This window comes from Pseudomonas sp. S07E 245 (assembly GCF_019599025.1).
GTDB classification, from domain to species: Bacteria; Pseudomonadota; Gammaproteobacteria; order Pseudomonadales; family Pseudomonadaceae; genus Aquipseudomonas; species Aquipseudomonas shirazensis.
Map to the genome: position 1 here is coordinate 4,262,190 of NZ_CP080625.1, position 16,728 is coordinate 4,278,917.

Genomic DNA, 16,728 nt, shown 5'->3' on the forward strand with positions numbered 1-16,728 from the left:
GGCAAGCCTTTTTCTATTTCAAGCGAGAACTCCATGCGCATCGTCTTCGCGGGCACCCCTGAGTTTGCCGCCGAACACCTCAAAGCCCTGCTCGACAGCCCTTACCAGGTGGTTGCGGTGTACACCCAGCCCGACCGTCCGGCCGGCCGTGGGCAAAAGCTCATGCCGAGCCCGGTCAAGCAGTTGGCCGTGGCCCATGACATCCCTGTGCTGCAACCGCCGACCCTGCGCAATGCCGAGGCCCAGGCCGAACTGGCCGCGCTGGCGCCGGACCTGCTGGTGGTGGTTGCCTACGGTTTGATCCTGCCGCAGGCGGTGCTGGATATCCCGCGCCTGGGCTGCATCAACAGCCATGCCTCGCTGCTGCCACGCTGGCGCGGTGCGGCGCCGATCCAGCGCGCCGTCGAAGCCGGCGATGCCGAGAGCGGCGTCACCGTGATGCGCATGGAAGCGGGCCTGGACACCGGGCCGATGCTGCTCAAGGTCACTACCCCAATCAGTGCCAGCGACACCGGCGGCAGCCTGCATGACCGCCTTGCCGAAATGGGCCCGCCTGCCGTGCTCGAGGCGATTGCCGGGCTGGCCGCTGGCACCTTGCAGGGCGAAGTGCAGGATGACGCCCTGGCCACTTATGCACACAAGCTGAACAAAGAAGAAGCGCGCATCGACTGGAGCCGCCCGGCAGTTGAGCTGGAGCGTCTGGTACGCGCCTTCAACCCATGGCCGGTGTGCCACACCAGCCTCGATGGCGAAAGCGTGAAGGTCCTCGAAGCGAAGTTGTCCACAGGCAGCGGCGCCCCCGGCCAGATCCTCAGCGCCAGCAAGGACGGCCTGGTCGTCGCCTGCGGTGAGCAGGCACTGAGCCTGACCCGCCTGCAACTGCCAGGCGGCAAGGCGCTGAACTTCAGCGACCTGTTCAACAGCCGCCGCGAGAAGTTCGCTGACGGCAAGGTGCTTGGCCAATGAACCCACGTCTGGCTGCTGCCCGCGCCCTCGCTGCTGTACTCAGCGGCAAGGCTTCGCTGAACAGTTCGTTGCCAACGCAACTGGACAAGGTCGAGGAACGCGACCGTGGCCTGACCCAGGACCTCGCCTTCGGCACCGCCCGCTGGCAGCCACGCCTGGAGCTGCTGGCCGCGCAGTTGCTGCAAAAGCCGTTCAAGGCGGCCGACAGTGATGTGCAGGCGCTACTGCTGGTGGGCTTGTACCAGCTGTTCTACACGCGAATCCCGGCGCATGCCGCCATCGGCGAAACCGTGGGCTGCGCCGACAAGCTGAAAAAGCCGTGGGCCAAGGCCCTGCTCAATGCCGTGCTGCGCCGCGCCCAGCGCGAGGGCGAAGAACTGCTCGCCAGCATGGAGCGCGACCCGGTGGTACGTACCGCCCACCCGCGCTGGCTGCAGAAGTCGCTCAAGGCGTTCTGGCCGGAGCAGTGGGAAGCCATCTGCGCCGCCAACAATGCTCATCCGCCGATGATCCTGCGGGTCAACCGCCGCCATCACAGCCGCGACGCCTACCTGGCCTTGCTTGGCGAAGCCGGTATCGCTGCCGCTGCTTGCCAGTACAGCCGCGACGGCATCGTGCTCGCGGCTGCCTGCGACGTGCGTGGCCTACCAGGCTTTGCCGAAGGCTGGATCAGCGTGCAGGACGAGGCGGCGCAACTGGCCGCCGACCTGCTCGAACTGGCCCCCGGCCAACGCGTGCTGGATGCCTGCTGCGCACCGGGCGGCAAGACCTGCCACCTGCTCGAAGCCGAGCAGGGCCTGGCCGAAGTGGTGGCGATCGACCTGGAAGCCAAGCGCCTGGTCCGCGTGCGCGAGAACTTGGCGCGCCTGCAACTGGACGCCAAGCTGATCGCCTGCGATGCCCGCGACACCGCCAACTGGTGGGACGGCAAGACCTTCCAGCGCATTCTGCTCGACGCACCGTGCTCGGCGACTGGAGTGATCCGCCGTCATCCGGACATCAAGTTGACCCGTCAGGCTGATGACATCCCGGCCCTGGCCACGTTGCAGGGCGAGTTGCTCGATGCGCTGTGGCCAACCCTGGAAGTCGGCGGCATGCTGCTGTACGCCACCTGCTCGAGCCTGCCGACCGAAAACACTGAAGTGATCGAGGCGTTTCTGGCCCGCACGCCAGGCGCCCGTGAACTGGACCTGGCCACCGAGGCCGGCCTGCGCCAGCCGCACGGGCGCCAGTTGCTGGCTCAGGAAGGCGGCCACGACGGCTTCTACTATGCCAAGCTGATCAAGATTGCCGCCTCGCGCGGATAAAACACCAGGTTAGGAGTAGTGGATGAAGATCATCATCCTTGGCGCAGGGCAGGTAGGCGGCACGCTGGCAGAACACCTGGCCAGCGAAGCCAATGACATCACTGTGGTCGACACTGATGGCGACCGCCTGCGCGATCTTGGCGACCGCCTTGATATCCGCACCGTGCAGGGCCGTGGCTCGCTGCCGACGGTGCTGCGCCAGGCCGGCGCCGACGACGCCGACATGCTGGTGGCGGTGACCAACAGCGACGAGACCAACATGGTCGCCTGCCAGGTCGCCTACTCGCTGTTCCACACCCCGACCAAGATCGCTCGGGTGCGCGAATCGGCGTACCTGACTCGGGAAGAAATGTTCCACAACGACCATATCCCGGTCGACGTGCTGATCAGTCCCGAACAGGTGGTGACCAACTACATCAAGCGTCTGATCGAGCACCCCGGCGCACTGCAGGTGATCGACTTCGCTGACGGCAAAGCCCAGTTGGTGGCGGTCAAGGCCTACTACGGCGGCCCGCTGGTGGGCCAGCAGTTGCGCCAGATCCGCGCGCACATGCCCAATGTCGACACCCGCGTGGCGGCGATCTTCCGCCGTGACCGGCCGATCAAGCCGCAGGGCGATACCGTCATTGAAGCCGATGACGAGGTTTTTTTCATCGCCGCGAAGAAGGACATCCGCGCGGTCATGGGCGAGTTGCGACGCATCGACGAGACCAACAAACGTGTGGTCATCGCCGGGGGCGGGCAGATCGGCGAGCGCCTGGCTGAAGCGATCGAGAGCCGCTACCAGGTCAAGATCATCGAGATGAACGCGGCCCGTTGCCGTTACCTGTCCGACACCCTGGAAAGCACCGTGGTGTTGCAGGGCAGCGCCTCGGACAAGGACCTGATGCTGGAAGAGAACATCGCCGACGCCGATATCTTCCTGGCCCTGACCAACGACGACGAGGCCAACATCATGTCGTCGCTGCTGGCCAAGCGCCTAGGTGCGCGCAAGGTGATGACCATCATCAACAACCCGGCCTATGTCGACCTGGTGCAGGGCGGCGATATCGACATCGCCATCAGCCCGCAGTTGGCGACTATCGGCACCTTGCTTGCCCACGTGCGCCGCGGCGATATCGTCAGCGTGCACTCGCTGCGCCGCGGTGCGGCCGAGGCGATCGAGGCGGTGGCGCATGGTGACGCCAAGTCGAGCAAGGTGATTGGCAAGGCCATCGCCGACATCGACCTGCCGCCGGGCACCACCATTGGCGCGATCATTCGTGCCGAGCAGGTGCTGATCGCCCACGACAACACGGTGCTGGAAACCGGCGACCACGTGATTCTGTTCGTTGTGGATAAAAAGCATATCCGCGACGTCGAGAAGCTGTTCCACGTGGGCTTGAGCTTTTTCTAAGGAGGCATGGCAATGCGCGAATCGCTGCAGAAGATGCTCGACAAGGGTGTGGATAACTCACTGTTGCGCTTCGGTCTGGGCAAGGCCTGGCTGGATGAGGGCAACGGCGCCGAGGCGGCGGTGCATCTGGCCCGCTGCGTTGAGCTGGACCCGAAGTATTCGGCGGCGTGGAAGCTGTTGGGCAAGGCTTATCAGCTGAGCGGTGATCTGGCCGCGGCGCGGCAGGCGTGGGAACAAGGGACTGAAGCGGCGCGGGCGCATGGCGACAAGCAGGCCGAGAAAGAGATGGCGGTGTTTTTGAAGAAATTGAACAAAGCCTGAGATTGCCGGGGCTGCTGCGCAGCCCTTTCGCGACACAAGGCCGCTCCTACAGTTGACCGCGTCCCTCTGTAGGAGCGGCCTCGCGTCGCGAAAGGGGCGCAAAGCGCCCCCAAAATCTCAATACCAGCGCTGTTCCCCAGCCGGACGCTTCTTGAAGCGCTTCATGCTCCACATGTACTGGCTCGGATACTCGCGCACATAACGCTCGACCACCTTGCTCATGGCCGCCGCCGACACCGTTACATCGGTGCTGTACATCTCCTCGGGCGCCGCCTCGAGAATTACCCTGAACCCAGAACCATCCGGCAGCCGCAGCGCATGCAGGAACACCCCGACCGCCTTGCCGCCAGCCAGCATGTTCGGCACAAACTTGCTGGTCAGCGCCTGGGTGCCGAGGAACGGTACAAATACCCCAGCCGACTCGGCCGGCTCCGGGTCAGCCGGAATCCCCACCTGGCCACCACGGCGCACTTCCTTGATCACGCTGAGGATGCCTTCCTTGGTCGACGGCGCCACACGGTTGCCCATCTGCACGCGCTGCTCGCGAAGCAGGTCATCGACGGCCTTGAGCTTGGGCGGGCGGTAGAAAATGATCGGTTTGCACTGGCTGCAGTAGAAGTGGTTGAGCACTTCCCAGTTGCCCAAGTGGCTGGTAATGCCGACTACGCCCTTGCCTGAGGCCAGCGCGGCCTCCAGCACTTCCAGGCCCTGCACTTCGTGGACGAGGTCCAGCGAACGCTGTGGCGGCCAGATCCAGGCGCAGGCGCTTTCGACAAACGACTTGCCGATATCGCGCAGGGCGCGGCCGACCAACTGCTCGCGCTCGGCCGGGTCCATCTCCGGAAAACACTTGGCCAGGTTGATCCGCACCACGTTGCGCGAACCGTTGGGTATCTTCCACATCAGCCAGCCAATGCCGGCGCCAACCCGTTGCACCGCGCTCCAGGGCAGCTTGGCAAACAGGCGCAGCACCCCGACCATCAGGGCGCCCTTGAACTTTTCCACAGGCGAATTCCTTATTTCAGCAAGCGCGCATTGTACCCGCTCAGCGCGCCAAGGCGGCGTAGCGATCGCAGTCGGTGGTGTGGTCCATGACCATCCCGGTGGCCTGCATGAACGCGTAGCAGATAGTCGGACCAACGAACGTGAAGCCGGCTTTCTGCAACGCCTTGCTCATCGCCTTGGCCTCGTCGGTGACTGCCGGCATCTCGCTACGGTCGGTGAAGTGGTTGATCTTCGGCGTGCCGCCGACAAACGACCAGAGCCACTCGGCCGGGTTATCCACAGCCAGCCAGGCCTTGGCATTACGCCGCGCCGCGTTGAGTTTGAGGCGGTTGCGGATGATCCCGGCATCGAGCATCAATTCCTCGATGCGCTCATCGCTCATCTGCGCCAGCTGCACCGGGTCAAAGTCATACATGACCTGGCGATAGCGCTCGCGCTTGCGCAATACGGTGATCCAGGACAGCCCAGCCTGGAACCCTTCGAGCAAAAGCATCTCGAACAGCAACGCCGGATCGCGCTGCGGCGTTCCCCACTCCTGGTCGTGGTAGGCCTGGTACAACGGATCGTCGGTACACCAAAAGCAGCGTGGCATAAGGCTCCAATCAGTAGAGGGCGAGGCGAATCGGGTTATACTCCCGCTCTTTACATCCGCATCCCCAGATACAGGTGAATTTCGTGAGCCAGCCTACGCCAGCCGTGCGTACCTTCCAAGACCTCATCCTCGCCCTGCAGAAGTACTGGGCTGAGCAAGGTTGTGTGGTACTTCAGCCCTACGATATGGAAGTAGGCGCCGGCACTTTCCACACCGCGACCTTTTTGCGCGCCGTCGGCCCAGAAACCTGGAACGCCGCCTACGTGCAGCCAAGCCGTCGGCCTGCCGACGGACGGTATGGTGAAAACCCCAACCGCCTGCAGCATTACTACCAGTTCCAGGTGGTCCTCAAGCCTAACCCGGCCAACTTCCAGGAACTGTACCTGGGCTCGCTGAAAGCGATCGGCCTCGACCCGCTGGTGCACGATGTGCGCTTCGTCGAAGACAACTGGGAATCGCCGACCCTCGGCGCCTGGGGTCTGGGTTGGGAAATCTGGCTGAACGGCATGGAAGTGACTCAGTTCACCTACTTCCAGCAAGTCGGCGGTCTGGAGTGCTACCCGGTCACCGGCGAAATCACCTACGGCCTCGAGCGCCTGGCGATGTACCTGCAGGGCGTTGATTCGGTGTACGACCTGATCTGGGCTGACGGCCCGTTCGGTGTGGTCACCTATGGCGACGTGTTCCACCAGAACGAAGTAGAGCAATCGACCTACAACTTCGAGCACGCCAACGTCGACAAACTGTTCGAGCTGTTCGACTTCTACGAAAGCGAAGCCAACCGCCTGATCAAGCTCGACCTGCCGCTGCCGACCTATGAAATGGTCCTGAAGGCGTCGCACACCTTCAACCTGCTCGACGCCCGCCGCGCCATCTCGGTGACCGAGCGCCAGCGTTACATCCTGCGCGTACGTACGCTGGCTCGCGACGTGGCGCAAAGCTACCTGCAAGCCCGTGCCCGCATGGGCTTCCCGATGGCGACCCCTGAACTGCGTGACGAAGTGTTGGCTAAGCTGGAGGCTGCACAATGAGTGCTCAAGATTTTCTGGTTGAACTGGGCACCGAAGAGCTGCCACCCAAAGCCCTCGCCAGCCTCGGTGACGCGTTTTTGGCCGGTATCGAAAAAGGCCTGCAGGCCGCTGGCCTGAATTACGCCGGCAAGAGTGTGTATGCCGCGCCGCGCCGCCTGGCAGTTCTGATTCGTCAGCTCGACGTGCAGCAGCCTGACCGCTCCATCAACGTCGATGGCCCGCCCATGCAGGCCGCGTTCAACGCCGAAGGCCAGCCAACTCAGGCGGCCCTGGGCTTTGCCAAGAAGTGCGGCGTCGACCTCAGCGAGATCGACCAGAGCGGCGCCAAACTGCGCTTCTCGCAGCACATCCCGGGCAAGGCTACTGCCAGCCTGCTGCCGACCATCGTCGAAGATTCGCTCAACGACCTGCCGATTCCTAAGCGCATGCGCTGGGCGGCCAGCCGTGAAGAATTCGTGCGGCCAACCCAATGGCTGGTGATGCTGCTCGGTGAGCAGGTGGTCGATTGCACCATCCTCAAGCAGCAAGCCGGTCGCGAGTCGCGTGGGCACCGTTTCCACCACCCGGAAAACGTGGTTATCAGCGCGCCTGCCAACTACGCCGAAGACCTGCGCAAAGCCTACGTGCTGGCCGATTTTGCCGAGCGCCGCGACTTGATCGCCAAGCGCACCGCAGAGCTCGCCCTGCAGCAGGAAGGCACGGCCATCGTGCCGCCGGCGCTGCTCGATGAAGTGACTGCGCTGGTCGAATGGCCGGTGCCGCTGGTGTGCTCGTTCGAGGAACGCTTCCTTGAAGTGCCGCAAGAAGCGCTGATCACCACCATGCAGGACAACCAGAAGTACTTCTGCCTGCTCGACAGCGACGGCAAGTTGCTGCCGCGCTTCATTACCGTGGCCAACGTCGAGAGCCGTGACCCGCAGCAGATCGTGCTCGGTAACGAAAAGGTCGTGCGTCCGCGCCTGACCGACGCCGAGTTCTTCTTCAAGCAGGACAAGAAGCAGCCCCTGGCGACCTTCAACGAGCGCTTGAAGAACGTGGTGTTCCAGGCCCAGCTGGGCAGCGTCTACGATAAAGCCGAGCGTGTTTCCAAGCTGGCCGCCTACATCGCCCCACGCATCGGCGGCGACGCCCAGCGTGCGGCGCGTGCCGGCTTGCTGTCCAAGTGTGACCTGGCCACCGAAATGGTCGGCGAGTTCCCGGAAATGCAAGGCGTTGCCGGCTACTACTACGCCATGAACGACGGCGAGCCGGAAGACGTCGCCCTGGCCCTGAACGAGCAGTACATGCCGCGCGGTGCTGGCGCGGAACTGCCGCAGACCCTCACCGGTGCTGCCGTGGCCATTGCCGACAAGCTCGACACCCTGGTCGGTATCTTTGGCATCGGCATGCTGCCAACCGGCAGCAAAGACCCGTACGCCCTGCGTCGCGCTGCCCTCGGCGTGCTGCGCATTCTGATCGACAAGCAGCTGGACCTGGACCTGACCGACGCCGTGAGCTTCGCCGTCAACCAGTTCGGTAGCAAGATCAAGCCAGCCGGGCTGTCCGAGCAGGTCCTGGAGTTCATCTTCGACCGCCTGCGTGCACGTTATGAAGACGAAGGCATTGACGTCGGTACCTACCTGTCGGTACGTGCCCTCAAGCCAGGCTCGGCGCTGGACTTCGACCAACGCGTACAGGCCGTGCAGGCATTCCGCCAACTGCCTGAAGCCGGGGCCCTGGCCGCGGTCAACAAGCGTGTGTCGAACCTGCTGAGCAAGGCTGAGGGTGCGATCTCCGAGCAAGTCGAGCCGAAGTATTTCGACAATGCCAACGAGTTCTCGCTGTACTCGGCGATCCAGCAGGCCGACCAGGCTGTGCAACCGATGGCCGCGGCCCGTCAGTACCGTGAGTCGCTGGCCCGCCTGGCAGCGCTGCGTGACCCGGTCGACGCCTTCTTCGAGGCAGTGATGGTCAACGCCGAAGATGCCAAGGTCCGTGCCAACCGCTACGCCCTGCTCAGCCGCCTGCGCGGTCTGTTCCTGGGTGTGGCCGACATCTCATTGCTGGGGTAAGCCTTGAAACTGCTGATTCTCGATCGTGACGGGGTGATCAATCACGACTCCGACGCCTACATCAAGTCGCTGGAGGAGTGGATCCCCATTGCCGGCGCGATCGAGGCCATCGCGCAGTTGAGCAAAGCGGGCTGGACGGTGGCGGTGGCCACCAACCAGTCCGGCATTGCCCGGGGCTACTATTCGCTGGACACCCTCGAGGCCATGCACACGCGCTTGCGCGAGCTGGTGGCCGAGCAGGGTGGCGAACTGGGCCTCGTCGTGTACTGCCCGCATGGTCCGGACGAGGGCTGCGCCTGTCGCAAACCGAAGCCGGGCATGCTCGAGGCAATCGCTGCCCATTACCAGGCAGAGCTGCCTGGCGTATGGTTCGTCGGCGACAGTAAAGGTGACCTGGAGGCCGCCCTGGCCGTCGGAGCACAACCGGTGTTGGTGAAAACCGGCAAAGGTGAGCGCACCCTGAGCAAGGGCGTCGCTGCAAGCACGCTGATTTTTGACGATCTGGCCGCTGTCGCCAGAGCACTTATCTAGACTGTCCGCCGCCTGGCGCACAGTTCATTAGGCGGGCACGACCCGCAACGGTACATGCCACTATGTCGATCCTGCAGGCGATCAGAATCTTTCTTTTTTACCTGCTGCTGGGCACCAGCTCGTTGCTTTGGTGCACCTTGAGCTTCTTCATCGCGCCGTTTCTGCCGTTTCAAAAGCGCTACCGCTTCATCAACGTCTACTGGTGCCGCTTTGCCGTGCGCCTGACCGAGGTGATGCTGGGTATCCGCTACAAGATCACCGGCGCGGAGAACGTGCCAGCGACCCCGTGCGTGATTCTGTCCAATCACCAGAGCACCTGGGAAACGTTCTTCCTGTCGGCGTACTTCCAACCGCTGAGCCAGGTACTCAAGCGTGAGCTGCTGTATGTGCCGTTCTTTGGCTGGGCCATGGCCATGCTGCGGCCGATCGCGATCGACCGCGACAACCCCAAGGAAGCCTTGCGCCACGTTGCCAAGAAGGGCGACGAGCTGCTCAAGCAAGGCGTATGGGTATTGATCTTCCCTGAGGGTACCCGTGTCCCGTATGGGCAGATCGGCAAGTTCTCCCGTGGCGGTACGGCCTTGGCGGTGAACGCAGGCCTGCCGGTGCTGCCGATTGCGCATAACGCCGGCCGTTACTGGCCGAAGTCTGGCTGGGGCAAGCAGGCGGGGGTGATCGAGGTGGTGATTGGCGAGCCGATGTATGCCGAAGGTAGCGGGCCGCGGGCCATTGCTGACCTGAATAACCGCGCTGAGGCATGGAATCAGGAGACCCAGCGGGCGCTGGGTGCGCTGCCTCCGGTGGCTGAAAGCAGCGCCGCAGACAGCTTGGAAAATTGTGGATAACTTGTGAGCAACTTTTCAAATGATGCTTAGGGATTGACTCTAACTGATTGAAATTTATAGTTATTTATCTATGTGACAGTTTTTCGAAAACCGTGCATAAGTTTTTTAGTGATTGAAAACGGGGGCTGCTTTGCAGCCCCCGGCTGTTTCAGATCAGACCTTGTCCAGGTCCACATCCTTGGTCTCTTTCAAACAGAATATCCCCACCACTAGGCTCACCCCGGTTATCAACACCGGGTACCACAGCCCATAGAAAATATCCCCGGTATACACCACCAGTGCGAACGATACGGTCGGCAGGAACCCACCGAACCAGCCATTACCAATGTGGTACGGCAGGGACATCGAGGTATAGCGGATCCGCGTCGGGAACAGCTCGACCATCACCGCCGCCAGCGGGCCATAGGTCATGGTCGCGATCAGGATCATTGCCACAATCAGCGCCACCACCATGAACTCGTTGACCTGCGCAGGATCGGCCTTGGCCGGATACCCCGCCTGGGTAATCGCCGCACGCATTGCCGCTTCGTCGAAGCCAGTGATGGCCGTGTCGCCGATGTTCACCACGACATCACTGCCAGTCGCAGCAGCAGAGCTGTACGGCAGGCCCTGCTTGACCAGGAAGGTCTTGACCTTGTCGCACGGGCTGTCGAAACGCGCTTTGCCGACCGGGTCGAACTGGAAGGTGCAGCTGGCTGGGTCAGCCATCACCACGATGGGCGACTGACGGCTGGCGGCGTCGATCTGTGGGTTGGCGTAATGGCTCAGGGCCTTGAACAGCGGGAAGTACAGGACGGTTGCCAGCAGCAGGCCAACCATCAGGATCGGCTTGCGGCCAATGCGGTCAGACAGCCAACCGAAGAACACGAAGAACGGCGCGCCGATCACCACGCTGATGATCAGCAGAGTGTTGGCCTGGGCCGGGTCCATCTTGAGCATCTGGGTCATGAAGAACAGCACATAGAATTGCGCCGTGTAGAAGGTTACTGCCTGACCGGCGTTGATGCTGAACAGTGCCGTCAGGACGATCTTGAGGTTGCTCCAATTGGTGAACGACTCACGAATCGGCGACTTGCTCAGCTTGCCCTGCGCCTTCATTTTCACGAAGGCTGGCGACTCGTGCATGCTCATGCGGATCCAGGTGGAAATCCCCAGCAGCACAATCGACAGCAGGAACGGCAGGCGCCAACCCCAGGTTTCAAACTCATCACCGCTGATGTAGCGGCTACCCAGTACCACCAGCAACGACAGCAGCAGACCCAGGGTCGCGGTCGACTGGATGAAGCCGGTATGGAAACCGCGCTTGCCGGGCGGTGCGTGCTCGGCCACGTAAGTTGCCGCGCCACCGTACTCGCCGCCCAACGCCAGGCCTTGGAGCATGCGCAGAATCACCAGGATGATCGGCGCCGCGATACCAATGCTGGCATAGGTAGGCAACAGCCCGACCGCGAAGGTCGACAAGCCCATCAACACGATGGTGACCAGGAAGGTGTATTTACGCCCGATCATGTCACCCAGGCGGCCGAACACCAGCGCGCCGAACGGCCTGACCAAGAAGCCCGCAGCGAATGCCATCAGGGCGAAGATGAACGCCGTGGTGTCGTTGACCCCCGCAAAGAACTGCTTGCTGATCACCGCCGCCAGAGCGCCGTACAGAAAAAAGTCATACCACTCGAAAACCGTCCCGAGGGATGACGCGAAAATGATCTTTCTTTCCTCGCGACGGCTGGTAGGGCTCGCCGCTGCTCCCTGCTCTTGAATGTAATCAGACATCGTTGCTGTCCTCGGCCCGCAGGCCACAGTGATTATTCTTGTTGTTCCACTGCCGGCAGGCCCTGATCACCAGCCGCCGCTTGTTGCACGCACCTGGTCAGGGCGTCGGTATTGCGCTTGCGTCGCTGAGGTAGGTTTGGGTTGCAGCTCCTTTGAGAATCAGTTGCGCCGCTTTCTCGGCGATCATTAGTGTCGGTGAACAGGTATTGCCGGAAACAATCTGCGGCATGATCGAGGCATCGGCCACGCGCAAGCCTGGGATGCCGTGCACACGCAGTTGATGGTCGACCACATCGAGCGCGCCGCTGCCCATGCGGCAGGTGCCGACCGGGTGGAAGATGGTGGTGCCGATCTTGCTCGCAGCCTCAAACAGCTCTTCTTCAGTGTTGAGCGCAGCGCCCGGCAGGTACTCGACCGGGTCAAAGACGGCGAGGGCAGGTCCCTGGACGATGCGCCGGGTCATGCGAATGGCATCGGCGGCAACCCGCAGGTCTTGCGGGTCGCTCAGATAGTTAGGGTTGATCACAGGCTCGGCATGCAGATCGGCCGAGCGAATATCGATGCGCCCACGGCTGGCCGGGCGCAGGTTACACACCGACGCGGTGAACGCCGGGAAGCGGTGCAGCGGCTCACCGAAGCGCTCCAGTGACAGCGGCTGGACGTGATATTGCAGGTTGGCGCTGGCCTGCTCGGGGCTGGAGCGAACGAATGCACCGAGCTGGCTGGGCGCCATCGCCAGCGGGCCGCTGCGGTCGTATAGATAGCGCAGGCCCATGCCCATCTTGCCCCATAGGCTGTTGGCCATCTGGTTCAAGGTACGGGTGTTGCGGATCTGGTAGATCAGGCGCAGCTGTAGATGGTCCTGCAGGTTGCCGCCCACACCTGGCATGTCATGGCGTACGCCGATGCCGAGATCTTCAAGCAGCTTGCGCGGGCCGATGCCGGAACGTTGGAGGATACCCGGTGAACCGACCGAGCCTGCGCAGAGGATAATCTCCCGCCGCGCCTGAAACTCGTGCCACTCACCCTGCCAGCGAGCTTTGACCGCCGTAGCACGGGTATTGTCGAGCAGCACCTGGTCAACTTCGACGCCAGTGAGCAGAGTCAGGTTGGGCCGCTTGAGGATTGGCCGCAGAAAGGCTTTGGCCGCATTCCAGCGTACGCCGCTGCGCTGGTTGACCTGAAAGTATCCACAGCCTTGGTTGTCGCCGGTATTGAAGTCGTCGACCTTGCCAATCCCGCTCTGCTCGGCGGCATCGCGGAAGGCGTCGAGGATCGGCCAGCTGTAGCGCTGCTGTTCGACCCGCCATTCGCCGTCGGCGCCGTGGCTGTCGCTGCTGCCGGCATAGTGATTCTCGCTGGCCTTGAACAGCGGCAGCACGTCTTTCCAGGCCCAGCCGTCGTTGCCTTGTTCAGCCCAGCGATCATAGTCGCTGGCCTGGCCGCGCATGTAGATCATGCCGTTGATCGACGAGCAGCCGCCGAGCACCTTGCCGCGCGGATAACCCAGGCTGCGGCCGCCAAGGCCCGCTTGCGCCTCGGTCTTGAAGCACCAGTCGGTGCGCGGGTTACCGATGCAATAGAGGTAACCGACCGGGATGTGAATCCATGGATAGTTATCGCGCCCACCCGCTTCGAGCAGCAGCACCCGGCAGGATGGATCGGCGGACAAACGGTTGGCCAGCAAACATCCGGCTGGGCCAGCGCCTACAACGACATAGTCGTAGGCAGAATCGGCTGATGGCATGTGCGACCTCGGGCCTGATTATTATTCTTGTCGCTTTTGATCTTAGTGCGTAATTTCGCTAAGGAAACACGAGTTTTCGCTCAACCGCTGTGCGTTTTAGCACAGCCAATATCAGCCGTTTCCTAAGTAACCTGACAGCCGCTCACAGTTATGCACAGGGATAAGCATGTTCGACTGGAATGATCTGAGGTTCTTTCTCGAGTTGCAGCGCAGCGGCCGTCTGCTGACTGCAGCCAAGCGCTTGAACACCACCCACAGCACGGTAGCGCGGCATATTGAGGGCATCGAAAAGAGCCTGGGCACAGCGCTGTTCGTTCAACATGCACAGGGTTACGAGCTGACGCCGTCTGGCCAGGCACTGCTCAAGCATGCCGAAGCGATGGAGAACGTCGCGCTGTTGGCGCAGGAAGAGATCACCCAGGCGATAACGCCGCTGGGCAAGATCCGCCTGGGCGTCACCGAAGGCATCGGCATCATGTTCTTCACCCCACGCATGCGCGCCTTGTTCGAGCGCTATCCGGGCCTGGAAGTCGAACTGGTGGCGGTGCCGCGCTTCGTCAGCATCCTCAACCGCGAGGCAGAAATCAGCATTCATCTGGAACGGCCCAATGCCGACCTGTTGATAACTCGCAAGCTCACTGACTATCGGCTGGCGCTCTACGCCAGCCCCGAGTACCTCGAACGCTCACCGGCGCTGAACAGTCGTGAGGATCTGGCCCGTCACAGCTGGATTGGCTACGTCGACGATCTGCTGTTCAGCCAGGAGCTGCTGTTTCTCAACAGTTTCTGCCGTGCGCCGAATGTGATCTTTCGCAGCACCAGCGTCATCGCTCAGCAGCAGGCCGCACGCGCCGGCTTGGGCATCGCTGTGCTGCCCAACTACATGGCCAGGCATGATCCACAGCTGCGCCGGGTGCTGCCCAGCGAAACCATCCAGCGCAGCTACTGGATCTGCACCCGTCGCGAGTTGCACAAGTCAGTGCGCCTGCGGGTAGTCTGGGATTACCTGCTGGCGCTATGTGCAGCAGAGCAGGCCGAGCTGCTAGCCGAGTAGGCCCTTGCTCGCCAGCAGCAGCGCTGCGCCGATGCCGACCACGGCAAACACCTGCTGCAAGCGCGGCCCGGCCAACTTGCCGGCCAGTGGGCGCGCCAGTAGCAGGCCCATCACCGCACCTACCGCGAAGGGTGCACCTACCTGCCAGTGCATCACCCCGGCGACGCTGGCGCTGACTACGCTGCCGCAGGCAACCAGCGCGATCACCGCCAACGAGGTGGCGACAATGCTCTTCATCTCCAGGTTGGTATAACGGCTGAGCGCCGGAATGATGACGAAGCCGCCACCGACGCCCAGCAGTCCCGACAGTAAACCCGCCACACCGCCAGTCACGGCCAGGGCACGTGCGCAGGGCAGGGTCCAGCGCAGCCGCCCCTTCATAGGGTTGAGTACGCAGGGCATGATCTGGCGCTCGCCGCATGGCGACTCACCACGTAACTCGCGCGCCGCCTTGCGCCAGATGCGCAGGCAGGCATGGATCAGCACCGCGGCGAACACCAACGCCAGCGGTGCGTTGGGCAACCGATGAGCGAGCATCAAACCGAAAGGTGTTGCGCAGATACCGATCAGCGCAATGAACAACGCCGCGCGATAACGCACCAGGCCCTGGCGCAGCCCGAGCAGCGCACCGACTGACGCCGCCAGGCCGACGGCCAAAAGGCCAACTGGCGCCGCCTCGACCATATTCAAACCCAGCCCGAATACCAATAACGGCACTGCCAGAATGCCTCCGCCAGCACCGGTCAACGCCAGTACCGCTCCGATGATCGCGCCCAGCGCTGCACCCAGCACTTCGATCACGATTGCTTCTCGGTGCCGGCAGGTTGCGGCCGCGCCAGCCATTCACGGCCTTTGAGCATCCCATGCCAATACAGCGCAGGGAGCAGCCTCACCTTGAGTAGCCAGGCCAGCCGAGTAGGCTGCCGGCCGTCGAGCAACCACTGCGCAAAGCTGGGTGCCAGCGTACCGCCGTATTTGAATTCAGCCAGGACGATCTTGCCGCGCTCCACGGTCAACGGGCATGAACCGTAACCGTCATAGTGCGCGAGGGTAGGCGACCGGCCGAGCGCTACCAGCACGTTGTTGGCCACCACCGGCGCCTGCTTGCGCGCAGCCGCGGCAGTCTTGGCGTTACTGGTATTGATCGCATCACCCAGGCCGTGCACGTTGGCGAACTGCCGATGGCGCAGAGTGAACGGATCGACATCCAGCCAGCCCGCGCCATCCGCCAGCGGGCTGCTGCGGATGAACTCGGGCGCTACTTGCGGCGGCACCACGTGCAACATGTCGAAGGGCTCGACTCGCGTCTGCGTGCTGCCATCGGCCAGGCTGTGGATAAACGTCGCGCGCTTGCCCGCACCATCTACTGCCACCAGGCGGTGTGAATAATTGAGATCCACCGCGTACTTGTCGATGTAGGCCATCAATGCGGGCACGTAGTCAGCAACGCCAAAAAGTACCGGACCCGAATTGTAGAAGCTGGCCTTGATGGCACCCAGGCGCTCACGCCGCAGCCAGTGATCACACGAGAGGTACAACGCCTTCTGTGGGGCCCCCGCACACTTGATGGGCATCGGGGGCTGGGTGAAGAGGGCGCGGCCTTGCTTGAGGTTCTGGACCAATTGCCAGGTGTAAGGTGCCAGGTCATAACGGTAGTTGGAGGTCACACCGTTGCGCCCGAGGGTTTCCGTGAGGCCCTCGATTGCCTGCCAGTCGAGAGTCAGGCCGGGGCAGACCACCAGCTGTTCGTAACTGATGATGCGGCCGTCTTCCACAACCACGCTTTGCGCTGCGGGATCAAAACTAATCACCCGCGCTTTTATAAATCGCACGCCTTTGGGGATGGCGCGGACCATGCTGCGCGCGGTGCTGGCAGCGCTGAATACACCAGCGCCGACCAGGGTCCAGCCGGGTTGGTAGTAGTGCACCTCAGCCGGGTCGATCAACGCAATATCGAGCGTCGGATCACGCTTGAACAAACTGGCGGCGGTGGCAATCCCCGCAGCACCAGCGCCGACGATCACCACCTTGTGATGGTCGATGCGCGTGCTATTGGCTGTGGATGGCAAGGCAGGCATGCGGGTATTCCTTTTCGATCTTGGTATGGGT

15 protein-coding genes are annotated in these 16,728 nt (G+C 62.6%); 9 read left to right on the forward strand and 6 right to left on the reverse strand.

Translation table 11 applies throughout. The features are described 5' to 3' along the window. The first annotated feature begins 33 nt into the window (after positions 1–33). The 4 genes from fmt to K3F44_RS19640 are packed head-to-tail and all read left to right on the forward strand — an operon-like array spanning position 34 to position 3,990. The gene (fmt, locus tag K3F44_RS19625) at positions 34–966 is read left to right on the forward strand and encodes a methionyl-tRNA formyltransferase (protein ID WP_101322762.1); all 933 of its coding nucleotides are present in this window, start codon (positions 34–36) and stop codon (positions 964–966) included. Next, positions 963–2,273: a 16S rRNA (cytosine(967)-C(5))-methyltransferase RsmB gene (rsmB, locus tag K3F44_RS19630; protein WP_181105937.1), complete on the forward strand. Its 1,311-nt coding sequence runs from the start codon at positions 963–965 to the stop codon at positions 2,271–2,273. Before fmt ends, rsmB begins: the two co-directional genes overlap by 4 nt. A gap of 22 nt (positions 2,274–2,295) precedes the next feature. Continuing rightward, on the forward strand, positions 2,296–3,669 hold the full coding sequence (gene trkA / locus K3F44_RS19635; RefSeq protein WP_101322764.1) for a Trk system potassium transporter TrkA: 1,374 nt from the start codon (positions 2,296–2,298) through the stop codon (positions 3,667–3,669). Positions 3,670–3,681: 12 nt separating this feature from the next. Further along, the gene (locus K3F44_RS19640) at positions 3,682–3,990 is read left to right on the forward strand and encodes a tetratricopeptide repeat protein (RefSeq protein ID WP_188036917.1); all 309 of its coding nucleotides are present in this window, start codon (positions 3,682–3,684) and stop codon (positions 3,988–3,990) included. A 117-nt stretch (positions 3,991–4,107) separates the two neighbouring features. Here the strand turns inward: K3F44_RS19640 and K3F44_RS19645 are convergent, their stop codons facing one another. Both K3F44_RS19645 and K3F44_RS19650 read right to left on the reverse strand, forming a co-directional pair. Next, positions 4,108–4,995 carry a lysophospholipid acyltransferase gene (locus tag K3F44_RS19645; RefSeq protein ID WP_101322766.1) on the reverse strand — a complete coding sequence of 296 codons (888 nt, stop codon included), beginning with the start codon at positions 4,993–4,995 and terminating at the stop codon, positions 4,108–4,110. Between the two features lie 40 nt (positions 4,996–5,035). Continuing rightward, on the reverse strand, positions 5,036–5,587 hold the full coding sequence (locus K3F44_RS19650; RefSeq protein WP_220632825.1) for a DNA-3-methyladenine glycosylase I: 552 nt from the start codon (positions 5,585–5,587) through the stop codon (positions 5,036–5,038). Positions 5,588–5,670: 83 nt separating this feature from the next. Here K3F44_RS19650 and glyQ point away from each other — a divergent pair, with 83 nt between their 5' ends. From glyQ to K3F44_RS19670, 4 genes are all read left to right on the forward strand, one after another. Further along, positions 5,671–6,618, forward strand: coding sequence for a glycine--tRNA ligase subunit alpha (glyQ, locus tag K3F44_RS19655; RefSeq protein ID WP_220632826.1), 948 nt, complete (start codon positions 5,671–5,673; stop codon positions 6,616–6,618). Further along, entirely contained in the window at positions 6,615–8,669 is a 2,055-nt protein-coding gene (glyS, locus tag K3F44_RS19660) for a glycine--tRNA ligase subunit beta (RefSeq protein WP_101322769.1), read from the forward strand. Before glyQ ends, glyS begins: the two co-directional genes overlap by 4 nt. Positions 8,670–8,672: 3 nt before the next feature. Continuing rightward, positions 8,673–9,200: a D-glycero-beta-D-manno-heptose 1,7-bisphosphate 7-phosphatase gene (gene gmhB / locus K3F44_RS19665; RefSeq protein WP_101322770.1), complete on the forward strand. Its 528-nt coding sequence runs from the start codon at positions 8,673–8,675 to the stop codon at positions 9,198–9,200. A 62-nt stretch (positions 9,201–9,262) separates the two neighbouring features. Further along, positions 9,263–10,045, forward strand: coding sequence for a 1-acyl-sn-glycerol-3-phosphate acyltransferase (locus tag K3F44_RS19670; RefSeq protein WP_101322771.1), 783 nt, complete (start codon positions 9,263–9,265; stop codon positions 10,043–10,045). A 153-nt stretch (positions 10,046–10,198) separates the two neighbouring features. On the opposite strand, the gene K3F44_RS19675 is transcribed toward K3F44_RS19670, so the two are convergent. Both K3F44_RS19675 and K3F44_RS19680 read right to left on the reverse strand, forming a co-directional pair. Next, positions 10,199–11,818: an MFS transporter gene (locus K3F44_RS19675; protein ID WP_101322772.1), complete on the reverse strand. Its 1,620-nt coding sequence runs from the start codon at positions 11,816–11,818 to the stop codon at positions 10,199–10,201. A 97-nt stretch (positions 11,819–11,915) separates the two neighbouring features. Then, complete coding sequence (locus tag K3F44_RS19680) at positions 11,916–13,565, reverse strand: GMC family oxidoreductase (protein WP_220632827.1); 1,650 nt, start codon at positions 13,563–13,565, stop codon at positions 11,916–11,918. A gap of 166 nt (positions 13,566–13,731) precedes the next feature. On the opposite strand from K3F44_RS19680, the gene K3F44_RS19685 reads away from it, so the two are divergent. Then, positions 13,732–14,619 (forward strand): LysR family transcriptional regulator, encoded by an 888-nt coding sequence (locus K3F44_RS19685; protein WP_101322774.1) that lies wholly within the window; start codon positions 13,732–13,734, stop codon positions 14,617–14,619. On the opposite strand, the gene K3F44_RS19690 is transcribed toward K3F44_RS19685, so the two are convergent. Both K3F44_RS19690 and K3F44_RS19695 read right to left on the reverse strand, forming a co-directional pair. Next, the gene (locus K3F44_RS19690) at positions 14,608–15,462 is read right to left on the reverse strand and encodes a sulfite exporter TauE/SafE family protein (protein ID WP_220632828.1); all 855 of its coding nucleotides are present in this window, start codon (positions 15,460–15,462) and stop codon (positions 14,608–14,610) included. The two genes, K3F44_RS19685 and K3F44_RS19690, sit on opposite strands and share 12 nt — an antisense overlap. Continuing rightward, positions 15,417–16,697 carry an FAD/NAD(P)-binding oxidoreductase gene (locus K3F44_RS19695; protein WP_220632829.1) on the reverse strand — a complete coding sequence of 427 codons (1,281 nt, stop codon included), beginning with the start codon at positions 16,695–16,697 and terminating at the stop codon, positions 15,417–15,419. The genes K3F44_RS19690 and K3F44_RS19695 overlap by 46 nt, the downstream gene beginning before the upstream one ends. Between the last annotated feature and the right edge of the window lie 31 nt (positions 16,698–16,728).

Bases quoted from the DNA above. Each gene is read 5' to 3' on its own strand.
- glyS (WP_101322769.1), top strand. From the start codon at position 6,615: ATGAGTGCTCAAGATTTTCTGGTTGAACTGGGCACCGAAGAGCTGCCA.
- trkA (WP_101322764.1), top strand. From the start codon at position 2,296: ATGAAGATCATCATCCTTGGCGCAGGGCAGGTAGGCGGCACGCTGGCA.
- K3F44_RS19670 (WP_101322771.1), top strand. From the start codon at position 9,263: ATGTCGATCCTGCAGGCGATCAGAATCTTTCTTTTTTACCTGCTGCTG.
- K3F44_RS19640 (WP_188036917.1), top strand. From the start codon at position 3,682: ATGCGCGAATCGCTGCAGAAGATGCTCGACAAGGGTGTGGATAACTCA.
- K3F44_RS19650 (WP_220632825.1), bottom strand. From the start codon at position 5,587: ATGCCACGCTGCTTTTGGTGTACCGACGATCCGTTGTACCAGGCCTAC.
- K3F44_RS19675 (WP_101322772.1), bottom strand. From the start codon at position 11,818: ATGTCTGATTACATTCAAGAGCAGGGAGCAGCGGCGAGCCCTACCAGC.
- K3F44_RS19695 (WP_220632829.1), bottom strand. From the start codon at position 16,697: ATGCCTGCCTTGCCATCCACAGCCAATAGCACGCGCATCGACCATCAC.
- K3F44_RS19680 (WP_220632827.1), bottom strand. From the start codon at position 13,565: ATGCCATCAGCCGATTCTGCCTACGACTATGTCGTTGTAGGCGCTGGC.
- fmt (WP_101322762.1), top strand. From the start codon at position 34: ATGCGCATCGTCTTCGCGGGCACCCCTGAGTTTGCCGCCGAACACCTC.
- K3F44_RS19685 (WP_101322774.1), top strand. From the start codon at position 13,732: ATGTTCGACTGGAATGATCTGAGGTTCTTTCTCGAGTTGCAGCGCAGC.
- rsmB (WP_181105937.1), top strand. From the start codon at position 963: ATGAACCCACGTCTGGCTGCTGCCCGCGCCCTCGCTGCTGTACTCAGC.
- K3F44_RS19690 (WP_220632828.1), bottom strand. From the start codon at position 15,462: ATGGCTGGCGCGGCCGCAACCTGCCGGCACCGAGAAGCAATCGTGATC.